The sequence below is a fragment of the Chitinophaga pinensis DSM 2588 genome, assembly GCF_000024005.1.
Taxonomy (GTDB): domain Bacteria; phylum Bacteroidota; class Bacteroidia; order Chitinophagales; family Chitinophagaceae; genus Chitinophaga; species Chitinophaga pinensis.
On sequence record NC_013132.1, the window covers coordinates 2248463 to 2271731 of the forward strand.

General features: G+C 45.9%; 23 protein-coding genes. 21 read left to right on the forward strand and 2 right to left on the reverse strand.

Going from position 1 to position 23269, the window contains the following annotated elements; genetic code table 11:
- The first annotated feature begins 10 nt into the window (after positions 1 to 10).
- Both CPIN_RS36460 and CPIN_RS09275 read left to right on the forward strand, forming a co-directional pair.
- Complete coding sequence (locus CPIN_RS36460; protein ID WP_012789515.1) at positions 11 to 1267, forward strand: sensor histidine kinase; 1257 nt, start codon at positions 11 to 13, stop codon at positions 1265 to 1267.
- A complete protein-coding gene (locus tag CPIN_RS09275) occupies positions 1242 to 1952 on the forward strand; it encodes a LytR/AlgR family response regulator transcription factor (RefSeq protein WP_012789516.1) in 711 nt (236 codons plus the stop codon). The genes CPIN_RS36460 and CPIN_RS09275 overlap by 26 nt, the downstream gene beginning before the upstream one ends.
- Positions 1953 to 2046: 94 nt before the next feature.
- Here the strand turns inward: CPIN_RS09275 and CPIN_RS09280 are convergent, their stop codons facing one another.
- Both CPIN_RS09280 and glmM read right to left on the reverse strand, forming a co-directional pair.
- The gene (locus CPIN_RS09280) at positions 2047 to 3174 is read right to left on the reverse strand and encodes a cysteine desulfurase family protein (protein ID WP_012789517.1); all 1128 of its coding nucleotides are present in this window, start codon (positions 3172 to 3174) and stop codon (positions 2047 to 2049) included.
- A gap of 648 nt (positions 3175 to 3822) precedes the next feature.
- Complete coding sequence (gene glmM / locus CPIN_RS09285) at positions 3823 to 5205, reverse strand: phosphoglucosamine mutase (RefSeq protein ID WP_012789519.1); 1383 nt, start codon at positions 5203 to 5205, stop codon at positions 3823 to 3825.
- Between the two features lie 224 nt (positions 5206 to 5429).
- On the opposite strand from glmM, the gene CPIN_RS09290 reads away from it, so the two are divergent.
- The 19 genes from CPIN_RS09290 (at position 5430) to CPIN_RS09380 (ending at position 23265) form a co-directional block, all read left to right on the forward strand.
- A complete protein-coding gene (locus tag CPIN_RS09290; RefSeq protein WP_187294748.1) occupies positions 5430 to 7442 on the forward strand; it encodes an LTA synthase family protein in 2013 nt (670 codons plus the stop codon).
- Positions 7443 to 7489: 47 nt separating this feature from the next.
- Positions 7490 to 8233: a class I SAM-dependent methyltransferase gene (locus tag CPIN_RS09295; RefSeq protein WP_245552097.1), complete on the forward strand. Its 744-nt coding sequence runs from the start codon at positions 7490 to 7492 to the stop codon at positions 8231 to 8233.
- Positions 8234 to 8235: 2 nt separating this feature from the next.
- Positions 8236 to 8814 (forward strand): phosphatase PAP2 family protein, encoded by a 579-nt coding sequence (locus CPIN_RS09300; RefSeq protein ID WP_012789522.1) that lies wholly within the window; start codon positions 8236 to 8238, stop codon positions 8812 to 8814.
- Positions 8811 to 9542, forward strand: coding sequence for a ZIP family metal transporter (locus tag CPIN_RS09305; protein ID WP_012789523.1), 732 nt, complete (start codon positions 8811 to 8813; stop codon positions 9540 to 9542). Before CPIN_RS09300 ends, CPIN_RS09305 begins: the two co-directional genes overlap by 4 nt.
- 24 nt (positions 9543 to 9566) lie before the next feature.
- Entirely contained in the window at positions 9567 to 10868 is a 1302-nt protein-coding gene (locus CPIN_RS09310) for a hemolysin family protein (protein ID WP_012789524.1), read from the forward strand.
- Positions 10869 to 11034: 166 nt separating this feature from the next.
- Positions 11035 to 12573, forward strand: coding sequence for a flexirubin biosynthesis tyrosine ammonia-lyase FlxA (locus CPIN_RS09315; RefSeq protein WP_012789525.1), 1539 nt, complete (start codon positions 11035 to 11037; stop codon positions 12571 to 12573).
- Positions 12574 to 12594: 21 nt separating this feature from the next.
- The gene (fabG, locus tag CPIN_RS09320) at positions 12595 to 13323 is read left to right on the forward strand and encodes a flexirubin biosynthesis SDR family reductase FlxB (RefSeq protein ID WP_012789526.1); all 729 of its coding nucleotides are present in this window, start codon (positions 12595 to 12597) and stop codon (positions 13321 to 13323) included.
- A gap of 106 nt (positions 13324 to 13429) precedes the next feature.
- Positions 13430 to 14653 carry a beta-ketoacyl-[acyl-carrier-protein] synthase family protein gene (locus tag CPIN_RS09325; protein WP_012789527.1) on the forward strand — a complete coding sequence of 408 codons (1224 nt, stop codon included), beginning with the start codon at positions 13430 to 13432 and terminating at the stop codon, positions 14651 to 14653.
- Positions 14654 to 14891: 238 nt separating this feature from the next.
- Positions 14892 to 15149, forward strand: a complete 258-nt coding sequence (locus tag CPIN_RS09330) for a phosphopantetheine-binding protein (protein WP_012789528.1) — start codon at positions 14892 to 14894, stop codon at positions 15147 to 15149.
- Positions 15149 to 16039, forward strand: a complete 891-nt coding sequence (locus CPIN_RS09335; protein ID WP_012789529.1) for a lysophospholipid acyltransferase family protein — start codon at positions 15149 to 15151, stop codon at positions 16037 to 16039. Before CPIN_RS09330 ends, CPIN_RS09335 begins: the two co-directional genes overlap by 1 nt.
- 7 nt (positions 16040 to 16046) lie before the next feature.
- The gene (locus CPIN_RS09340) at positions 16047 to 16466 is read left to right on the forward strand and encodes a hotdog family protein (protein WP_012789530.1); all 420 of its coding nucleotides are present in this window, start codon (positions 16047 to 16049) and stop codon (positions 16464 to 16466) included.
- Positions 16467 to 16480: 14 nt separating this feature from the next.
- A complete protein-coding gene (locus tag CPIN_RS09345; RefSeq protein ID WP_012789531.1) occupies positions 16481 to 17185 on the forward strand; it encodes a hypothetical protein in 705 nt (234 codons plus the stop codon).
- Between the two features lie 18 nt (positions 17186 to 17203).
- Positions 17204 to 17653, forward strand: a complete 450-nt coding sequence (locus CPIN_RS09350; RefSeq protein ID WP_012789532.1) for an acyl-CoA thioesterase — start codon at positions 17204 to 17206, stop codon at positions 17651 to 17653.
- The gene (locus CPIN_RS09355) at positions 17650 to 18798 is read left to right on the forward strand and encodes a beta-ketoacyl-[acyl-carrier-protein] synthase family protein (protein WP_012789533.1); all 1149 of its coding nucleotides are present in this window, start codon (positions 17650 to 17652) and stop codon (positions 18796 to 18798) included. The genes CPIN_RS09350 and CPIN_RS09355 overlap by 4 nt, the downstream gene beginning before the upstream one ends.
- A gap of 17 nt (positions 18799 to 18815) precedes the next feature.
- Complete coding sequence (locus tag CPIN_RS09360) at positions 18816 to 19883, forward strand: methyltransferase (protein WP_012789534.1); 1068 nt, start codon at positions 18816 to 18818, stop codon at positions 19881 to 19883.
- Between the two features lie 22 nt (positions 19884 to 19905).
- Positions 19906 to 21153 (forward strand): NAD(P)/FAD-dependent oxidoreductase, encoded by a 1248-nt coding sequence (locus CPIN_RS09365; protein ID WP_012789535.1) that lies wholly within the window; start codon positions 19906 to 19908, stop codon positions 21151 to 21153.
- Between the two features lies 1 nt (position 21154).
- Positions 21155 to 21766: a hypothetical protein gene (locus CPIN_RS09370; RefSeq protein ID WP_012789536.1), complete on the forward strand. Its 612-nt coding sequence runs from the start codon at positions 21155 to 21157 to the stop codon at positions 21764 to 21766.
- A 24-nt stretch (positions 21767 to 21790) separates the two neighbouring features.
- On the forward strand, positions 21791 to 22051 hold the full coding sequence (locus tag CPIN_RS09375) for an ApeE family acyl carrier protein (protein ID WP_012789537.1): 261 nt from the start codon (positions 21791 to 21793) through the stop codon (positions 22049 to 22051).
- Positions 22051 to 23265, forward strand: a complete 1215-nt coding sequence (locus CPIN_RS09380) for a beta-ketoacyl-[acyl-carrier-protein] synthase family protein (RefSeq protein WP_012789538.1) — start codon at positions 22051 to 22053, stop codon at positions 23263 to 23265. Before CPIN_RS09375 ends, CPIN_RS09380 begins: the two co-directional genes overlap by 1 nt.
- Positions 23266 to 23269 lie beyond the last annotated feature (4 nt).

Below are 23269 nucleotides of genomic sequence, written 5' to 3' on the forward strand. Positions count from 1 at the left end.
TTTGGGCTACATGATAAATTTAAAACAACTCTATAAGAACCGGTTATTCAGGGTAGGCCTACATATTGTAGTCTGGACCAGCTTCCTGTTCTTTCCCTTTTTTATCTACCGGATCAAGATTCAGCACCCCTGGTTCTTTGCCCGGGAAATAGTGGACAACCTCTTTCTCATAGGCTTGTTTTATCTCAATTTTTATGTACTGATCCCCCGGTTTTTCACATTAAAGAAAATCGTTTACTACCTGTCTTTTGTGGTACTGACATTGGTTTTTATCATTGTACAGCAGGCAGTTACGGAATATGTTTTCTGGAAAACCTTCGCAGCCGAAGAGACGGTAATGGTACCACCCAGGAACGGCGATACCCGGCTTACACCGGCGCCTTCCGGATTTATGCGGTATCATCTGCTGGAAAGCCGGCTGCATGAAAAAGAAGGGGATGGTAATGTACCCCTCTACGCAGCCGCCAGTCTGAATGACTCCATGGGGCTCCGTGGCAGGGAATATATCAGTAGTCAGCAGGAACTGTCTTTCCTGGATTATATCCTCTTTCCGGACATATTGCGGAAATCAGTTTTTGCAGCACTCCTCATGCTTTTTATGAGCGGATTCATCAAAATAGCACAGGAGTGGTTTAAGAGCGAACAGCAAAGGGAAGTGTTGAAGGTGGAAAACCTCAATGCGGAATTGAAATTTCTGAAGTCGCAGATCAATCCACACTTTCTGTTTAACTGCCTGAATACTATTTACTCACTGGCGCATAAACATTCCGCCCAGACAGAACACGCGATTGTCAAACTGTCTACCATTATGCGGTATATGATTTATGATTCCAATGAAGATAAGGTGCAGCTGCAACAGGAACTGCAATACCTGGAAGACTATATTGATATTCAACGTCTGAGAATGCCTGACGATATAGTAGTGGATTATGCGGTACAGGGAAATCCGGCAGGACTTAAAATAGCCCCCATGTTATTGGTGCCTTTTGTGGAAAACGCCTTTAAACATGGGATCAGCTACGCTGAACCTTCTTTTATTGCCATAGCCCTGGCGATTGAAAAGAATGAAATGAGACTGGTTGTGGAAAACAGCCGCTTCCGTCAGCGGATGGCAGAAAAAGGTGGCATCGGTTTACAGAATGTGCGTAAACGCCTTGAATTACTGTATACCGATCACCATGAGCTGGAAATCACGGAATCCGAAACCCAATTTATTGTTGATTTAAAAATCGTGTTGAAAAATGATCAGGTGTATAGCGGTGGATGACGAACCACTTGCGTTGGAAATAATCACTGATTTTGCAAAGAAGGTGCCCTTTCTGCAACTGGTAGGCACGTTCCAAAATGCGACCGAGGCATTGCGCTTTCTGCAGGAAGAGCGTGTGGACCTGCTTTTCCTCGATATTAAAATGCCGGACATTACCGGTATTCAGTTGATGAAATCCCTGAAATATCCACCGATGGTCATCTTTACCACCGCATATGGAGAATATGCACTGGAAGGATTTGACCTGGAAGTGGTGGACTACCTCTTGAAGCCCGTACCATTCGAACGTTTTCTGCGATCGGCTACCAAAGCGCTTGAGCTCAGAAGTATGTCTCAGCAGAAAAACGGAGACAGCAGTAACGGGCATGTTAATGACTACATCTTCATCAAAACAGAATACAAGATCATCAAGATCAATCTGGAAGATATTTTATTCATCGAAGCACTGAAAGATTATACGAAAATTTATACTCCTCATCAGCCGGTACTTACACTGCGCAGCCTTAAATCATTTGAAACACGTTTGCCTGCAGAGAAATTCATCAGGGTACACCGCTCTTATGTCGTGTCGCTGAATAAGATCAATTCTGTGGAAAAGAACACCGTGATGATCGCCAATCAGTCTATCCCTATCAGTGATGGTTACAGGGATAAGTTCTATGACGTGATCAACCGGAACAGTTAATACGTCTGCAATAACAATAGCATAAACGAAAAACGGTAAACAGTGTTATACTGCTTACCGTTTTCTTATTTATGAATATCCTATTGCGGATCGCTTAGATGATCTCTTTCAGTTTGGCGATCACCATATCTATTTCTTCTTTGGTGTTGTCTTTACCAAAAGAGAAACGTACGGCAATTTTGTTAGGATCGCTGTTGATGGCACGGATCACGTGAGAACCTGCATCCGCACCGGAAGTACAGGCACTGCCGCCGGAAGCGCAGATACCATTGATGTCCAGGTTGAACAGCAACATTTCACTCTTCTCCGTTTTAGGGAAAGAAACGTTCAGTACTGTGTACAGACTGCGTCCATAGAGATCGCCATTGTAGCCCACATCAGGAATCTGCTTTTTCAGCTCATCCATCATGTACATACGCAGGTCGTTGATGTACTTGCTATGCTCGTCCATGTGCGTTGTAGCCAGTTCAAGTGCTTTTGCAAAACCAACGATACCGTATACGTTCTCCGTACCGGCACGCATGTTACGTTCCTGTGAGCCGCCATGGATAAACGGAGATATCTTCACATTCTCATTAACGTAAAGAATACCTACGCCTTTGGGACCATTGAACTTGTGCGAAGAACCATTGATGAAGTGTACCGGCGTATTACGCAGATCAAACGGATAGTGTCCTACCGTCTGAACGGTGTCTGAATGGAAGATCGCGTCAAACTCTTTACACAGGTTACCCACGGCATGCATATCCAGCAGGTTACCGATTTCGTTGTTGGCGTGCATTAGGCTTACCAGGCAACGCTCAGGAGAGTTGGCTAATAATTCACGGAGATGCTCCATGTCCACATGGCCGTTTGACAGCAGGCGTACATTGCTCAGCTTGATCTTTTCTTTGGAATGAGCATGTTCTACGGAGTGCAGCGTGGCGTGGTGCTCGATTTCAGAAGAGATGATGTGACGGCAGCCCAGGTTGTGTATGGCCGCACTTACGGTCGTGTTAGTACTTTCAGTACCGCCGGAAGTAAAGAAGATCTCTCCCGGATGCGCGTTCAGGATTTTGGCTACGGATTTACGTGCGTTTTCGATGGCCAGTCTGCTCTCACGGCCGTAGGAATAGATCGAGGATGGATTTCCGAACTTCTCTGTAAGATAGGGCAGCATCACATCCAGCACTTCTTTATCCAGCGCCGTGGTGGCTGCATTATCAAAATAAATTCTTTTCAAGTGATGGTGGTTTTTGATAAAAAAATGCCGTTGGCGGTCACAAATGTCTGACTTTTTTAGAAATTAAGCTTAATGTAATATGGTACATGACATTATTGTGATGATCGGTTGTATGGAAATCCGGACGGACCATTAACATCTGAACGACACAAGCCCGCATACACAAAAGGTTATCCGAAGGGGTCTCCAGCAAGTGGATGAAGGATGTAAAGGAGATCAAGGCGCAGACTTTATGGGATGCTACACATGCTGGCGGTCAGCCGGAAGCCTATGATGCATGAATGGGCCTGGAAGATGTAGCGCCGTTGATTGCGAAACTGTTAGGGATTAAATTGAAACAGGCCGAGGATATTGTGTATCCGGGTGTACTGATACAGGAGAAAAAGAAGTAAATATAACAATAGTCTGTCTATAGTCTTCTTTCGTTGATCCTTCGTTGAAAACGTAAGAATGAACGAAAGAGGACTATTAATAAAAAATAAACAGGTGAGAGCGCACAGAAGCGTGGGATGTAAGGAGGGAGCTCACATGTACTTGAGGTGGACCTGAGGTGAATCTGTGGCGACTTTGATCTGTTATAAAAGCAAAAGGGCTGACTGTCAGTGAGATACTTCCAGTCGGCCCTTTTCTTATTTAATCAATTGATTATTAGTGCATAAACTCGCGTATATCCTGCATGATACGTTTAGCGATGTTATCGGCTGTCGTTTCATTCTGGCTTTCTGCGTAGATACGGATAATCGGTTCGGTATTAGAGGTGCGTAAGTGTACCCAGTCTCTGTCGAATTCGATTTTCAGTCCGTCTTCTATATTGATTGGCTGGTTTTTGTATTTACCTCTGATTTTGTCGAAGATGGTAGCCACATCAACGCCTTTGTCCAGCTCTATTTTATTTTTAGAGATGAAATAATCAGGATAACTGTTGCGGAGCGCTTTCAGGTTCTTTTTGCTCAGTGCCACATGGCTCAGGAACAGACCGATACCGATCAGTGCATCGCGGCCATAATGCAGGTCGGGAACGATGATACCACCATTACCTTCACCACCGATTACGGCGTTTACTTCTTTCATTTTACGTACGACGTTCACTTCTCCAACTGCGGATGGGTGATATTCGCCGCCATTTTTCAGGGTAACGTCTTTCAGTGCCTGTGTGGAAGACAGGTTGGAAACGGTGTTACCTTTTCTGGCTTTGAGTACGTAATCAGCGACTGCCACCAGGGTGTATTCTTCGCCAAACATACCACCATCCTCGCATACGAAGCAGAGACGGTCTACGTCAGGGTCAACAGCAATACCCAGGTCAGCGTCAGCTTTGTTAACCTCATTGCTTAAAGCAGTCAGGTTTTCCGGAAGCGGCTCCGGATTGTGGCTGAAACGGCCGTTCACTTCGTCGAACAGTACGGTGATCTCTTCCACGCCAAGAGCTTTCAGCAGGGCCGGCACGAAGATAGCGCCGGTTGAATTGACAGCATCTACCACAATTTTGAAGTTACGCGATTTAATCGCTTCAACGTCAACCAGTGGGTAGTTCAGCACCATATCAATGTGCTTCTGCATGTAAGTGTCGTCCTGTCTGTAGGAACCAAGTTTATTGACATCAGCGAAAGTAAAATCTTCGCGGGCGGCAAGGTCGAGTATAATAGCACCATCTTCTCCGGAAATAAATTCGCCTTCAGCGTTCAGCAGTTTTAGCGCATTCCATTCTTTAGGATTGTGGCTGGCGGTAAGGATAATACCACCGGCAGCCTGCTCCGCTGTTACTGCAATTTCAACAGTAGGAGTAGTGGAAAGGCCAAGGTCCACTACGTCCAGGCCCAATCCGTTCAAAGTAGCTACGACGAGTTGCTTTACCATTTCTCCCGAAATGCGGCCATCTCGTCCGATTACCACTTTTTTGTTGTCAGATTGTTTGAGTAGCCAGGTGCCGAATGCTGCTGTGAACTTTACAACATCAAGAGGGGAGAGACCTTCTCCAGGTTTACCTCCGATAGTTCCGCGAATACCAGAAATCGATTTGATCAGTGCCACGAATTTCAATTTTTAAAAGAAGGGCAAATATAAAATTACAATCAGCAAAGAACAAATGAATTAATGTATTACGTTGTCTGAGAGTGACATATTAAAATAAAAGAATGTATTAAAGTTTTAATGTGGGCTAATTATGCAGGGGTTAGGAAACTTTGGACCGTTTTTCTTTAATGCCGCAGTTTAGCATACTTTTGCATGTCAAATTAATCAACAGCTACGTTTACATGAAATATTTATGGAAGAGTATACCCAGGTATATTCGGTATGTGATCGTTCAAGTCTTATTCCTGTACCTTTTCATGGTCGTTTTCCGCCTGGTCTTCTTTCTTTTCTTCTTTAAGACTACTGTTACAGGCAACGCACCTATCCTGAAAGCCTGGAGTCTGGGGTTAAAGTTCGATATGCGACTTGCCCTGATCCTGGGGGTACCTATCTTACTCACCGCTTTTATTGCCCGGAACCATTTTTTCACCAAAGCAGCCATCCGCAGACCCCTGTTTGTATACCTTTTCATTGTATACCTGGTCCTGACCCTGGGGTACGTGTTTGACCTGGGGCATTACGCTTACCTGGGATTACGCATGGATCCGACTGTTACGCGTTTTCTGGCTTATGGTGAACGTGCAGACAATGCACGGATGTTATGGCAGAGCTACCCCGTGATTCGTACCCTGATCGGCATTGGTTTATTCCTTTTCCTGATCACCATACAGTTTACCCGTTCCTACTACCGGATGGGAAAAGAACCGGCGGTAAAGCTGGGAAACTGGAAATATACGGGTTGGCTGGCATCTATGGTGATCCTGTTTGCGGCAGGTATCTATGCCAATGTTGCTTATTTCCCGCTCCGTTGGAGTCAGGCGATGTTTACCAAGGATAACGGTGTCACCAGTCTGTCCCTGAATCCGATATTATATTATATATCCAATATGTCCGTACAAAAGGACACTTACGATATTCCCAAGACGAAGGAGTACTATCCAGTCATAGCGGATTATCTGAAGATAGACCAGCCCAATGTGGATAAACTGGATTTTGTACGGAACATACCTGGCAGAGAGGGTAAAAAAATGAACGTGGTACTGGTTATGCTGGAATCGACCGGCGCAGCTATCACGAGTATGTATAATAACCCGATGATGCCGACGCCTAATATGAAACAACTGGCGGACAGCGGTATTCTTTTCAATAATTTCTTTGTACCTGCCATCAGTACGGCCAGAACCGTGTACGGGGTAACAACGGGACTGCCGGATATCACCCTGACCAAAACAGCTTCCCGTCATCCGCAGATGGTTGATCAGCGGGTGGTAATGGACCAGTTTCAGGGGTATGAAAAGCTGTATCTGCTGGGGGGAAATACGAACTGGGCAAACATCAGGGCGGTATTTACCAACAATGTTGAAGGCATTAAGATCTTTGAGGAAGGCTATTATAAGGCGCCTAAGGCAGACGTCTGGGGCGTATCTGACTTTGACCTCATCACAGAAGCAGACGAGATCTTCCGGGATGCGAATATACGGCAAAAGCCTTTTGTCGCATTTCTTCAGCTGGCGGACAATCACCCGCCATATACCACTACAAAAGGAAGGGGCGATTTTAAGAAGGTGACGGAGAAGGACATTGACATGGAGAAATTCAAAAAGGCCGGTTTTGTGTCGATGGAACAGTTTAATGCTATCCGTTATGAGGACTATAATGTGGGGCATCTGATGGAACTGGCAAAGCAAGGCGGTTACCTGGACAATACTATTTTTATCATGTTCGGCGACCATAACTGTACGCTCAATCCGTATCATTTTATGCCGACGCCGGAGTATGAACTGATCAGTGGAGGCGTACATGCAGCCTGCTTTATTTACTGTCCGGCCCTGGTGAAACCACAGGTAGTAAACTATGCGGTTAGCCTGGTGGATATTTATCCCACAATGGCAAAACTGGCAGGGATACCGTTTAAAAACTATACCCTCGGACAGGATATGCTGGATACTACCCTTACCAGCCGTTATGCTTTTGCTACTTATCTAAAAAATCTGCAAACGCATATTTCACTGATCGGCCAGCGCTATCAGTATGAAATTAATACCTACACGCAGAAATCTTACCTGTATGATATGCAGGGAGATCCGCTGAAAGATGTGAAACAACAAAATCCGGATACTGCCAAAGCACTCGATAATTTAACGCGGGCTTTTTACGAAAGCACCCGATATTTGATGTTTAACAATAAAAAATAGAGCTTTGGGGCGTTCATCTGATCATGGAAGTTTTTAATGAATTAGCAGTGGAAATACAAAAACATTGGTTTAAAGACTGGTTCAATTCTCCTTACTATCACCTGTTATATAGCAACAGGGATACAGCGGAAGCAGCAGCGTTCATCGACAAGCTCCTGCATTATCTGCGTCCGCCTGCTAATGCAACCATGCTGGATGTGGCCTGTGGTACAGGCCGTCATTCCAGTTATCTGGCATCCAAAGGGTATACTGTAACAGGTATAGATCTTTCTATCCGCAGTGTCAATATTGCGAAGAAGCTGGAAAATGAACATCTCAGCTTTTTTCAGCATGACATGCGTCTGCCATTCAGGGTGAACTATTTTGATATTGTATTTAACTTTTTTACCAGCTTTGGTTATTTTGATACCGCACGTGAGAACGAGAATGCGCTGCGGACAATGAAAAATGCGCTGAAACCGGGCGGCAGACTGGTACTGGACTATCTGAACAGTCCCTATGTAGCAGCTAACCTGGTGCCAAATGAAGTCAAAGAGAAAGGAGATGTGGTATTTGACATTGTGCGGGAGATCAATGATGGCAAATTCCAGAAGCAGATCAACATACTGGACCGTGCGCGCCTGCAAAGGACGACATTTACCGAGAATGTAAGCGCTTTTACACTGTCAGACTTTGAAGAGATGTTTGCCCGCCAGGGTTTACAGATAACGGACATTTTTGGAGACTATCATTTTAATAGTTACGATGAACAGCATTCACCGAGACTGATCATCATTGCTGCAAAACAATAGCCATGCTGGAAAGACTGCTTAGACTGGATTACAAACTATTTTTTCATATTAACAATGTATGGCAGCATCCTGTACTGGACGCTATCATACCCTGGCTACGGGAACCTTATGTATGGGCGCCGCTCTATCTGTTCCTGTTGCTGTTTGTAACGATCAACTATGGATGGAAAGGGTTCTGGTGGATCGTATTTTTCCTGATCACTTTCGGTCTGGCAGACCAGTCCAGCTTGTTTATCAAGGATGCGGTGGGCAGGTTAAGACCTTGTCGCGATCCTCTGATGCAGCATTTTGTAAGAGTACTGGTGGTATACTGTCCGGGCAGTGGTAGTTTTACCTCTTCCCATGCTGCCAATCACTTTGCAGTAGGCACTTTTTGTTTCTTCACTTTCAGGCAGATCTCTAAATGGTTTGCCGCTATGTTTTTTGTCTGGGCCGCAGTAATCTGTTATGCACAGGTCTATGTAGGCGTTCATTACCCCTTGGATGTGTTAGGCGGAGGCCTGCTGGGACTCTTCCTTGGAAGCATGAGTGGCAGTTTTTTCCAACGGCGTATCAGACTGGAACCTGAATTAGCAACATGAACTGGATCTTTTTATTAATTGTATTACTGGCTACCTTAGTCGGGGGCCTTATTCCGATGGTGGTGAAACGGGTAAACCCTAATTTCCCCATTTACATGCTGGCATTTACCGGCGCCTGCCTGTTCGGGATCACTATCATGCACCTCTTGCCGGAAGTGTATCATGAACTGGGTCATCAGGCGGGTATCTATATCGTACTGGGCTTTTTCCTGCAGGTAGCACTGCAAACGCTGTCACACGGTACGGAACACGGGCATACCCATGTTCCGACGGATAAACATCAGCATGTGCATCTGGCGCCCTTGCTGTTGGGATTGTCTATACACGCCTTTATGGAGGGAATTCCACTGGGATTCCGTTTTCATGATCAGGCTGCACTGTCCTCCCTGGTAATCGGGGTAGCGGCGCATAAACTACCGGAGGCTTTTACCCTGATAACGGTCATGGTACACGCACATCAGCGGGCGCCTAAACTCTGGCGGATCCTGATACTGTTTTCACTGGTAACACCGGCAGCAGCTTTACTGGCTTCAGAACTGGGCGCGCATTCTGCATTTATTTCCAGTTTTACCGCCTATATTGTGGCGCTGGTAATAGGGGCCTTTTTGCACATTTCTACCACCATTTTTTACGAAAGCGGTACCAAACACCATGAGCTGAGCTACCGCAAGGTACTGGCGATAGCGGGAGGTCTGGTTTTAGCATTTCTTACCTTAATATTTGAATAATTCTTTATTTTTAGGCTTTTAAACATGGAAGTCGTCGTCATTATCCTCATCCTTATTCTACTAAATGGCTTATTCTCAATGTCCGAGATTGCCATGGAATACGCTCGTAAAGCAAGGCTTGAATATCTGGCCAATAGAGGGGATGAAAAGGCAAAGGCAGCACTCAAGCTGGCCAGCAATCCGGACAGGTTTCTTTCTACTGTCCAGGTAGGAATTACACTTATCAGCATTTTAATAGGCGTTTTATCAGGTATCAGCCTCAAGCCGGACCTGGCGTCTTATATTTCCGGCTATCCTCAGCTGACTGCATATAGCGATGGCATTGCTATCACGATTATCGTGGTGGTAGTGACCTATTTTACGTTGGTGATAGGAGAACTGGTGCCTAAACGTCTGGGCATCCTGCGGCCGGAATCGATAGCCCGTCAGATGGCGGGCCCGATGAAATGGATGGCAATAGTCACCTCTCCTTTTATCTGGCTGCTGACCATTTTTACCAATTTCCTGGTGAATATCTTCAATCTGAAGCCAACTGTGGACAGTAATGCCACGGAGGAAGAGATCAAAGCGCTGATCAACGAAGGGGCAACTTCCGGCGCTATTGAAGAGACTGAACAGGAGATCATTGAGCGTGTATTTCACCTGGGAGACAGGAATATCACCTCACTGATGACCCACCGTACAGATATCGTATGGCTGGACGTGAATGATCCCAAAGAAATTATCCGCAGTAAGATATTTGAGAGTCCGCACTCCGTGTATCCTGTCTGTGATGATGAAATTGATAATATACGCGGTATTATTTCCATCAAGGATCTTTATATGGCAGCGGCTGATAATGTGCATGCACTGGCCCCTATCATGAAAAAGCCCCTGTTTGTACCCGAAAATAACTCTGCTTACCAGGTACTGGAAAAATTCAAGGAAACACAGAGTCATGCTGCGTTTATCGTTGATGAATATGGTACATTCCTGGGAATGATCACCCTGAACGATATCCTTGAAGCGATTGTGGGCGATATGCCGGAAACCGGACAAGATGATGATTATGAGATCGTTCGCAGGGAAGATGGTTCCTATCTGGTAGATGGTCAGATCCCTTTCTATGACTTCCTCAGCAAATTTGACAAGGAAGACTGGATGGCGGAATTTGAGCAGGAATTTGACACGATGGCCGGGTTTATCCTGCATCACCAGGAGCATATTCCAAAAATCGGGGAGAAGTTTGCCTGGAGAGGATTTACTTTTGAAATCGTTGATATGGACGCCCATCGTATTGATAAAGTACTGGTAGAGGCGCCGGAAGAAGATATTGAAGAAGGCTGAGCACACATACCATAATTGGAGAACGCATTGGTTACGAATTGTAAACAGGCAAAGTACGTAGGTTTATCATGCTTATAAATTACGTAGTTCACCGTTTGTAATTCGTAATTGTTTTTTGCTAATTTTGAGCACTTTTTTACATAATCAAATAATTTAATTTAAGATAATGGTTGTTTTAGGAAGTAAGGTGCTTTCACTGGACGAAGTGTACCGCGTGTTATTTGATGGGGAGGAGTTGAGCCTGGAGGAAGCCGCTTTACAGCAGGTATCTGAGAACTACGAGTTTTTGAAGACGTTTGCGGCTAAGAAGCTGATTTACGGTATCAATACCGGTTTTGGTCCGATGGCCCAGTACCGCATCAGCGAGAGCGATACGCACCAGTTACAGTACAATCTTATCCGCAGCCATAGTTCAGGCGCCGGCAAATTTATGTCGCCCCTGTTAACAAAAGGTCTGATGATCGCGCGTCTCAGCAGCTTTATGCAGGCACATTCCGGTGTGCATCCTGAGGTGGTGAATCTACTTAAAGACCTGATCAACAAAGACGTTTATCCTTGTGTATGTGAACACGGTGGCGTAGGCGCCAGCGGTGACCTGGTACAGCTGGCCCATCTCGCGCTGGTACTGATCGGAGAAGGAGAAGTGGTATATGAAGAGAAAATCCGTCCTACAGCAGAGGTGTTTTTACAACTGGGACTGAAACCAATGGGCGTACACGTGCGTGAAGGACTGGCCGTTATCAACGGTACATCTGCCATGACCGGCGTAGCCCTGGTAAATATCATTGAAGCAAAGAAACTGCTGGGCTGGAGCTGTATCCTGTCATCCATGATCAATGAAGTAGTGGAAGCATTTGACGATCACCTGTCTAAAGAGCTGAACGCCGTAAAGCGTCACGTAGGACAGAACAAGGTCGCTGCCGCTATGCGCAATATTCTGAAAGACAGTAAGATGATCAGACACCGTCCTGATCATTTCTATAAAGAACTGGAAGAAGAAATCTTTAAAGATAAAGTACAGGAATATTACTCCCTGCGTTGTGTGCCGCAGGTACTGGGGCCTATCTATGATACCCTGGTACAGGCAGAACAGATCGTGGTACAGGAGCTGAATTCCGTGAGTGATAACCCGGTAGTGGACCATCACCAGGAGAACGTATTCCATGGAGGTAATTTTCATGGAGACTATATTTCCCTGGAAATGGATAAAGTGAAGATCGCCATCACTAAACTGTCGATGTTGTCTGAAAGACAGTTGAACTACCTGATGAATGACAAGCTGAACCACAAATTCCCGCCGTTCATGAACCTGGGTAAACTGGGCCTGAACTTCGGTATGCAGGGTATCCAGTTCACTGCTACCTCTACGGTTGCAGAGAACCAGACGCTGTCTTTCCCGATGTATGTACACAGCATTCCTAATAATAATGACAACCAGGATATTGTGAGCATGGGTTGTAATGCTGCACTGATGACTAACCGTGTGATTGAGAATGCATATGAAGTCCTGGCGATACAGGTGATGACCATGCTGCAGGCGGTTGACTACCTGAACTGTCATGAGCGTCTGTCCTCTTTCTCACACCGTATTTACAGCGAAGTAAGGGCAATTTTCCCTAAATTTATCGAGGACAGTCCCAAGTATAAAGACGCTAAAAAGATCAAGGAATACCTGTTACAGCATGATCCAGCTATCGTGTGGTAAACCTACTAAAACAATTAACGGATGAAATGTGCTTTAATAACAGGTGGCTCCAGAGGAATAGGAAGGGCAATATGCGTGAAGATGGCGGAGTTGGGGTACTATGTACTGATCAACTATAAAGGAAATGAAGCTGCTGCTAACGAAACACTGGAAGCTGTAAGAGCGAAAGGAAGCGATGGTGAACTGCTGCAATTCAATGTGGGCGACAACGAGGAAGTAGTGGCGGTCTTAGGTGGCTGGATAGAAAATAATAAAGAAAAACAGATTGAGGTACTGGTGAATAACGCCGGTATCCGTGAAGATAACCTGCTGTTCTGGATGAATGCAGAGCAGTGGAGAAATGTGCTGAACATCAGCCTGGATGGTTTCTTCAACGTTACCAAACAGGTTGTGAACAACATGTTGATGAAGCGTTATGGACGTATTATCAATATCGTATCACTTTCGGGTATCAAAGGGCTGCCTGGTCAGACCAACTACTCCGCAGCAAAAGCGGGTGTGATCGGGGCTACGAAAGCGTTGGCGCAGGAAGTCGCTAAACGCGGCGTGACCGTTAATGCAGTGGCGCCTGGTTTTATCAAAACGGATATGACCGCCGAACTGAATGAAAAAGAACTGGCAGCGCAGGTACCGATGAACCGTTTCGGTACGCCGGAAGAAGTAGCAGAAGCTGTTGCGTTCTTTGCCTCGAAAGCATCTTCTTATATAACAGGAGAGGTGTTATCGATTAACGGAGGACTTTATACTTGATTCAATTAGGAATTAACAATTAGGAATTAGGAATTCGCTCCGGGAAATCTCCGCTGCATTCAATTCCTAATTCCTAATTGTTAATTCCTAATTCAAATAGATTCGCATGAACAGAGTTGTGATAACAGGATTGGGAATATATTCCTGTATTGGCAAGAACCTGGACGACGTACGGGATTCATTATACCAGGGTAAATCTGGTATTATCCTGGACCCGGCCAGAAAAGCTTTTGGCTATCGTTCTGGTCTGACAGGTTTTGTAGATCGTCCTGACCTGAAGGGAGTACTTGACCGCCGCGCCCGCACAATGATGCCGGAGCAGGCGGAGTTTGCTTATATGAGTACCCGTGAGGCAATGGCACAGGCTAAGATCGATCCTGATTATATAGAGAAGACGGAAGTTGGATTGCTGTTTGGTAACGATAGTTCTTCCAAGCCGGTCATTGAGGCGAATGATATCATGCGGGAGAAGAAAGATACGATGCTGGTGGGTTCCGGTTCTGTGTTTCAGACAATGAACTCTACTGTGAATATGAACCTGGCTACTATCTTCAAACTGAGAGGAATTAACTTCAGCGTGAGTGCAGCCTGTGCGAGTGGTTCACATGCCATCGGACTTGGATATATGTTTATCCGTAATGGTATGCAGGATTGTGTTGTATGCGGAGGCGCCCAGGAGATCAATATTTACTCTATGGGTAATTTTGATGGTATTGCCGCATTTTCGGTAAGAGAAGGAGATCCGGCAAAAGCGAGTCGTCCGTTTGACCGTGACCGTGATGGACTGGTGCCAAGCGGCGGAGCTGCTACGGTAATACTTGAAAGCCTGGAATCTGCGCAGCGCAGAGGAGCTACCATACTGGGAGAAGTAATCGGTTATGGATTTTCTTCCAACGGCGCACACATTTCTAACCCAACTATTGAAGGACCGGCACGTTCCTTGCAAATAGCATTACAGGATGCAGGATTGCAGGCGAAGGATATCGAATATATCAACGCCCATGCAACCAGTACACCGGCAGGCGATGCCAGTGAAGCGGCTGCGATAGACCAGGTATTTGGTGATTCCAAACCATATGTGAGCTCTACAAAGTCTATGACGGGACACGAATGCTGGATGGCGGGGGCCAGTGAGATCGTTTATTCCATGCTCATGATGCAAAACGGCTTCATCGCACCGAATATTAATCTGGAAAACCCAGATGGCGCTGCCGCCCGCTTAAATATAAACAGTACGACTATTAATAAAGATTTTAATATATTTTTGTCTAATTCTTTTGGCTTTGGGGGAACGAATTCCTCTCTCATTGTCAAGAAATGGATGAAGTAAGTAGTTAACTGTCAACACTTTTATACCACAAAAACAGGCAATATTTAATATCTGCCCGGATATTTTTACCTTTGAGGGACTAAAAAACAGTCGCAAGGAAGGTTGATCAGGTGAACGATTTATAGGAAGGCCACATTGAAAGGAGCATTAGTCCGGATTAACAGCCAATCTAAAGCGAACTATTATTTTCTGAATAACAACGAATATAGCTCAACCTATATCCTAGAGTTACACTGATATGGACAAACAAGAAATCATAAAAATCACGAATGCATTCCTGGTAGAGGAATTTGAAGCGGATGGGGACAAGATTATGCCTGATGCCAATCTTAAAGCTACCCTTGATCTGGATAGCCTTGACTATATTGATCTGGTGGTAGTTATTGAAAACAATTTTGGATTTAAAGTAAATCCGGAAGATTTCCAGAGTATAGCCACATTCCAGAACTTTTATGACTACGTGGCTGATCGTATCAAACAAAAGGAACTGGTATAATGTCTTCCTGGGAGGGGAAATCCAAAGGAAATAAGCTGGGGTACAGTATTTTTATTGGGACGTTGCGTTATGGAGGCGTACTGCCTGCTTATATATTATTAAGGTTTGTAGCCGCGTACTATTTTTTGTTCTCCTACAGCTCCTCACGCCCCATTTTTCACTACTTTAAAACCAGGGTCGGATATGGCTGGTGGCATTCTTTGGTAAGTCTGTACCGGAACTATTATGTTTTCGGACAAGTGCTTATTGATAAGGTCGTTGTCATGTCCGGCATCCAGAATAAATTCACCTTTGAATTTGAAGGGGAAAAGTATCTGCGGGAAATTACTGCTGCAGGTAAAGGTGGTATTATGCTCAGCGCTCACCTGGGAAACTGGGAGGTAGCAGGGCACCTGTTCCGTCGTCTTGAAACCCGTATCAATATTGTCATGTTTGATGGCGAGCATGAGCGTATTAAAAAATACCTTTCATCCGTTACAGGAGAACGTAATGTGAATATTATTGTTATTAAGGATGATTTGTCGCACATTTACGCCATCAATGACGCATTGAGTAACAAGGAACTGGTATGTATGCATGCTGACAGGTTCCTTACAGGCAATAAAACCGTCACTGTTCCCTTTATGGGAGCAGATGCCCGTTTTCCTGCAGGACCGTTCCTGCTGGCATCTACATTCAGGGTACCGGTATCAATGGTGTTTGCCTTTAAGGAAACGAATACGCATTATCACCTGTACGCTACCCAACCGAGGGAATATCATGGTCGCCGCCGGCAGGGCGTAGAGAATGCAGTTCAGGATTTTGTACAGGAACTGGAAGTCATGGTGAAGAAATATCCTGAGCAATGGTTTAATTATTACGATTTCTGGTCAATGCCGGAAGAAAAATAGAGCGTTTATGTTCATCCACACCGACAACATTACAGCATACATTCCACAGCGTCCGCCAATCGTAATGATCAGCGGCATACTGGAAGTAAAGGATGCCCTTACCCGTACCGGCCTGCAGATTGCGGCCGATAATATTTTTGTGGAAAATGGCGTGCTGCAATCACCCGGACTATTGGAGAACATGGCTCAGACCGCCGCTGCCCGTGTCGGATATATCGCTCAACAGGAAAATACGCCTGTTCCGATCGGTTTTATCGGCGCGGTAAAGGATTTTGAAGTATTCGGATTTCCACCGGTAGGTTCCTTTATTGAAACCACTACCGAAATACAAACCCAGGTGTTTAATGCTACTATGGTAGCGGCTAAAGTGACCCTGGACGGGAAGTTAATGGCACAATGTGAGCTAAAAATTTTCATAAACCCATAAAAATCCATTTGTAAATGACCACCTTAAAGAAATGCCTGCTGGCAAGCTTTGCACTGGTTGCTGTATGCCTGTCCGCAGGTAATAGTCATGCTCAATCTCTGAAAGACTTTTTCGGCGATGAATCTACCCCTTTGACTTATCTCGGTGTTGATTTCTCTGCTACAAAAGTAGAAGGCGAAGCAGCTACCGGCGCAGACATTGTGAATAAGTTCGAACCAATCAACTCCGTGATCGTTGTAGAATCCAAAAAGTACGATGTAGCGGGTACCTTCAGAAGAGCCAGCGTAACCAACTCACTGGACGCTGTAAAAAAAGTGAATGCTGCTGTTAGTCCTGATAAAATCAAAACAGACGCCGTAGGCGATGTGACCAAAGGATTAACGACTGCTGATATCGAGAAACATGTGAAGCAATATGATCTTTCCGGTAAAAAAGGTATCGGTCTGGTATTCATCATGGACGGTATGAGCAAAACAAATAAGGAAGCATACATCTACGCTACCCTGATCGATCTGTCCACTAAAAAAGTGTTGCTGTCAGAACGTATCACTGGTAAGGCACAGGGTTTCGGCTTCCGTAATTACTGGGCCTACACGATCTATAAAGTACTCAATTCCATTGACCATGGAAGATATAAAGAGTGGAAATCCAAATCAACTGCTACTGCCGATACAAAAGTAGCGATAGCCGATGCCCATAGCTGGCAGATGGCAAACTAATCAGGAAAAATAAAGACGATGAGCCTTGTATTGACCGAGCGTGCAAATATACTTGTGAAGTTCAATGAAGCGGACCCTTTGGGAATCGTATGGCATGGACATTATGTTCGCTATTTTGAAGATGGAAGGGAAGCTTTCGGTGAAAAATACGGGCTGCGATACCTCGATATTTATAAGGAAGGATACACCGTTCCGGTTGTGAATGTACAATGTAACTACAAACGCTCGCTCCGTTACGGAGACCGTGTGATTGTGGAAACTACCTATGTAAATACAGCTGCTGCAAAAATCAGGTTCGAGTATAAACTCTACAATTTTGCAACAGGCGAACTGGTTGCTGATGGTAGTTCAGTGCAGGTATTCCTGGATGTACCCACATCTTCCCTGCAACTGACCATTCCTCCATTTTTTGAAAAATGGAAAGCCGAACACGGACAGGTACTTCCTCCTAACAATGAGAAAAGATGAAAAGTGTGTACGTAGTGGCGGATAATATTTTATCTCCGCTGGGCAGAACAACAGAAGAAAACTTTGCGAATGTCAGTAACGGACAGAGCGGGATTGGTCTGCATGACGATCCGACCATGTCCGCAGGGCCATTCTATGCAGCCATGATGAAGGAAGGTCAGCTGGAGAGCAGCTGGCATGACGAAAGTCTGGAGCAGTACACAAAGTTTGAGCAGCTGGTGATCCTGTCAGTACAGAATGCACTGGACAGAACTTCTATCGATATTACCAATGGGCGGACTGCTTTCATTGTATCTACTACAAAAGGAAATATCGAATTGCTGGAACAGCAGGAAAATCCGGCAGATGCGCCTTTGCAGGAAATGGAGCTGTTTGCTACAGCAAAAAAAGTGGCGCAATATTTTAATTACAAAGAAGATCCGATTGTAGTCAGCAACGCCTGTATCTCAGGGTTGCTGGCTATTTTAACAGCCAGAAGGCTGATACTTTCAGGCCGTTATGATCATGCGGTAGTGACGGGAGCAGATGTGGTGACCCGGTTTGTATTATCCGGTTTCCAATCCTTCCAGGCTGTCAGCAGTGAACCATGCCGGCCATTTGATGCAGAACGTAAAGGCGTAACACTGGGAGAGGGCGCGGCTACTGTGATCCTGACGAGTGATCAGGCGCATGTCACCACGAATGCGATCCGTGTTGGAGCAGGCGCTGTGAGCAATGACGCTAACCATATTTCCGGACCATCCCGCACCGGCGCAGAACTTAGTATAGCGATGCAACAGGCGATGAAAGGCTCCGGACTTACACCTGCAGACATCGGATTTGTTTCAGCACATGGTACGGCTACGCTGTATAATGATGAAATGGAATCCAAAGCACTGCATCTCGCAGGCCTGCTGGACATTCCGGTGAATAGTCTGAAAGGCTATTACGGGCATACGCTGGGCGCTGCCGGATTGATAGAAGCCGTGATCGGTATGCACGCATTACAGCAACAGGTTGTGATACCTACGCTGGGTTTCCGCTCTCTGGGAGTGCCTCATCCGGTAAAGGTGAGCAGCCAGATCAGCAGCAGACCAATGCAGCATTTCCTGAAAACAGTATCAGGTTTTGGCGGTTGTAATGCAGCCATGATATTTTCGAAATAATCTAATCTTAATTCAGAATGGAGTTTTTTACTAAAGAGACGAAAACAGCACTACAGGCGCAGGAAGCAGCTTTAAGACTGGCCTTCGCACCAATAGCATTTCAGGCCACCCGCGCATTACGTGATATGGGCATCCTGCAGGCTGTTAGTGACGCCGGACAAACCGGGCTGACCATCGAAGAGGTCCTTGAAAAAGTATCCATGTCCCGTTATGCTGTACGCGTATTGCTGGAAGCTGGTCTGGGTATCGAACTGCTGATCATCAAAGACAAAAAATACATTCTGACCAAGACGGGTTATTTTATCCTGCATGACAGACTGACCCGCATCAACATGGACTTTTCCCAGGATATCTGCTATCTCGGTATGAATCATCTGCAGGAAAGTCTGACGGAAGGAAAACCCGCAGGACTGAAGGAACTCGGTCCGTGGGATACCATCTATCCGGGATTACCATTGCTGCCTCCTGAAATAGGAAAAAGCTGGTTCGACTTTGATCACTATTATTCCGATCTGGCATTTCCGCAGGCATTGCCGATCGTATTTGAAAATAAACCCCGCAGACTCCTGGACATCGGTGGTAACACAGGTAAATGGACATTGGCCTGCACTGCCTATGACAAGGATGTACAGGTAACTATGTTTGACCTGCCTGGTGAGATCGCCATTGCCGCACAACGGGCAAAAGACGCCGGCGTAGCCGACCGCGTTTCTTTCCATGAAGCGAATATCCTGGATGAAAGCCTGCCTTTCCCGTCCGGATTTGACGCTATCTGGATGAGTCAGTTCCTGGACTGCTTCTCGGAAGAGCAGATCGTATCTATCCTGAAACGTTGCGGAGATGCACTGACTGAGACAGGTACTATCTATATCCTGGAGCCTTTCTGGAACAGACAGCGTTTTAAGGCAGCAGCTTTTTCCCTGCAGCAAACTTCGCTCTACTTTACCGCAATGGCTAACGGTAACAGTCAGATGTACCATACCGACGATTTCTTCAAATGTATTGACGATGCAGGATTGCAGATCATAGAGGAAAACAACGAGATGGGGCTCAGCTATACACTGCTGAAGTGTAAGAAAAAATAATCCATGTAACACAACATATCCCATGACTACAGAAAAGGTAGACGTATTAGTGATCGGTGCAGGTCCTGCAGGATCCGTGGCGGCATCCATTATTCATCAGGCGGGTTACTCCGTGAAGATTGTGGAAAAACTGAAATTTCCGCGTTTTGTGATCGGAGAAAGTCTTTTGCCTCGCAGTATGGAAGCGCTGGAAGAAGCAAAATTCATCGATGCGATTAAGGCGAAGGGCTTCCAGGAGAAGTTTGGCGCCAAGTTCGTAAAAGGTGATAAAGTTTGTGACTTTACCTTCAAAGAACAGCATACTGAAGGTTGGAACTGGACCTGGCAGGTGACAAGGGCTGATTTTGATAAGACCCTGGCGGATACCGTAGCATCAATGGGTGTGCCTGTGTCTTACGAAACGACTGTGACTGATATCCAATTCAACGGATCAGATTCTGTGACGACTGTAGAAGATATAAAAGGGAATAAAAGCCAGATAGAAGCACGTTTTATTGTAGACGGCAGCGGCTATGGCAGGGTGATTCCCCGCCTGTTCAACCTGGAGAAAAATTCCGTACTACAACCGCGTAAAGCGCTGTTTGCACACACAGTAGATGAACGTCGTTCCATGGCGGATGAACCAAACCGCATTACAGCGGTCGTACATCAGCCAGGTACCTGGATCTGGATCATTCCGTTCTCAACAGGGGTTACCTCTGTAGGTTTCGTGGGCGATCCGTCTTTCTTTGACAGCTTCCCGGGTACACAGGAGGAAAAATACAGGGCGATGCTGGAATCAGAACCATTTACCAGAGAGCGTTTCCGCGATGTGGAATTTGTGTTTGAACCACGCGTACTGGAATCCTGGTCAGCCACTACTGATAAATTCTATGGCGACGGATTTGTACTGACCGGTAACGTAACAGAATTTCTGGATCCTATTTTCTCTTCCGGCGTAACTTTGGCCTGTGTTTCCTCGCAGACAGCAGCGAAACTGGTGATCCGCAAACTGAAAGGAGAAGTGGTAGACTGGGAAAAAGAATACATGGAGCCAACCATGCAGGGCGTGAATACTTTCCGTTCTTATGTAATGGCCTGGTATGACGGTACGCTGGATAAGATCTTTTTCTCTGCTGAGAAACGTCCGGATGTAAAGAATCAGATCTGCTCTGTACTGGCGGGATATGTATGGGACATGAGCAATCCTTATGTGCAGAACCACGATACTGCACTGAAGCGACTTGCACGTACCATCGAATTAACAGAAATCTTAAAACAGGACAAGTAGTTTGCATAACGGCGAGGCATATATAACGGGTAGTTGTGTCATCCGCAACAACCGGGTGTACAGAGATGGTACATTATTGTGGGAAGCGCCACAGGAACAGGAATTACCTGAATTTCTCCGTGGTGGATACGATCATTTTTCCGGTCAGTATCCGAAGTTTCACAAGATGGATCCTTTAAGCAAACTGGGTTGGCTGGCAACGGAAGTACTGCTGAAAGAGCAGCCGTTGAACTATGCGGCTGACAGGGTAGGGCTGGTACTGGCTAATAAAAGCGCCAGTCTGGATACAGATCTGCGCTACTTTGATACAGTAAAGGATATTGCCAGTCCGGCGTTATTTGTATATACACTGTCCAATATCGTCATGGGAGAAATCAGCATCCGTCACGGGTTCAAAGGAGAAAACGCCTTTTTTACTGCGGATACTTTCGATGCAGATTTTATCGCTGCCTATGTCGGTCAGTTATTTGCAGAAGAAGCTATTGCGGCCTGTATCTGTGGATGGGTGGAAGTGATGGGACCTGTGTACGATGTATTCCTGTACCGGGTAGAGCGCAGTGGGGGCAGCGTTGTATTCAATGCTGACAATCTGCAAAAAACAATAAGTATTTAAATCATTATAGCGTAATACATAATCATGGAAAATTTGATGGCGGCGTTGAAAGCCCAGATCGTAGAGCAACTGAACCTGCAGGAAGTAAAACCTGAAGAAATCGGAGATGACCAACCTTTGTTCAAAGATGGATTAGGACTGGACTCTATCGATGCGCTGGAGATCATCGTATTGCTGCAACAGCAGTATGGCATCCGTATTGCCAATCCGGAACAGGGTCCGGAAATATTTTATTCCGTGCGTACGATCGCTGAATTCATTACCGCGCACCAAACAAGTAAATAATGCATAGGGATGTATGGATTGCCGGAGGCGGCGTTATCTGCGGTATAGGCAATAATCTGTCTGAATGCATGAATGCATTCAAACATATGGAGCCGGGTATGGCCCATATGGAGTATCTGCACTCCGTACACCGACATACATTTCCGGTAGTGGAAGTGAAAGCTTCTAACGAAACACTGGCCGGATGGACGAAGATGCCCGATAAGATCAGCCGTACCGCATTGCTGAGCCGTGTGGCAGCAGAGGAAGCCTGGCGCAGCACCGGACTTGGGGACATTCGCCAGTACCGTGTAGGGTTTGTTTCTGCGAATACAGTAGGTGGTATGGACAAAACGGAAGAGTTCTTCGCAGAATATCTGCAGGATAATTCCAAAGGTCATCTCAGCCAGGTAATACACCACGAATGTGGCGCAATTACGGAGCTGGTGGCTGATGCAATGGGTATCCGCCATCATATATCAACGATCAGTACAGCCTGTTCCTCCGGCGCAAATGCGCTGATGTACGGAGCCAGGCTGATTAAAAATAACATGGTAGATGTGGTGATTGCCGGTGGTACCGATGCATTGACCCGTTTCACCCTGAATGGTTTTAATACCCTGATGATCCTGGACCAGGCGGCCTGCCGTCCTTTTGATGATACCCGTACGGGGTTGAATCTGGGAGAAGGCGCCGGGTATGTGGTATTGGTAAGTGATGCACTGGCGGCAGAAATGCCTGTGGGTAAAGTGCCCTGGTGCAGATTAAGCGGTTATGCGAATGCGAATGACGCTTATCATCAGACAGCCTCTTCTCCGGATGGTATCGGTAATTTCCTGGCTATGCAAGGCGCTATGGAAATGAGTGGTATCAAACCGGAAGATATCAGTTACATCAACCTGCATGGCACAGGTACCCAGAATAACGATGTGGCGGAAGGATCTGCTATTGCACGTCTTTTCGAACCGCATTATCCACCGGTAAGCAGCACCAAGTCCTTTACGGGTCATACGCTGGGCGCCAGTGGTGGTATTGAAGCGGTATTCTCTGCCTGGGCAGTGAAGGAAGGTATCATTTACCCGAACGCTAACTTCAGTAAACAGATGAAAGAACTGCCGTTCGCGCCGGTCACACAATTCAGTACAGGACATCAGCTGCAACATGTCATGTCCAACTCTTTTGGTTTTGGCGGTAACTGTTCCAGCCTGGTATTTTCGAAAAGCGCGCAATCGTAAAAAT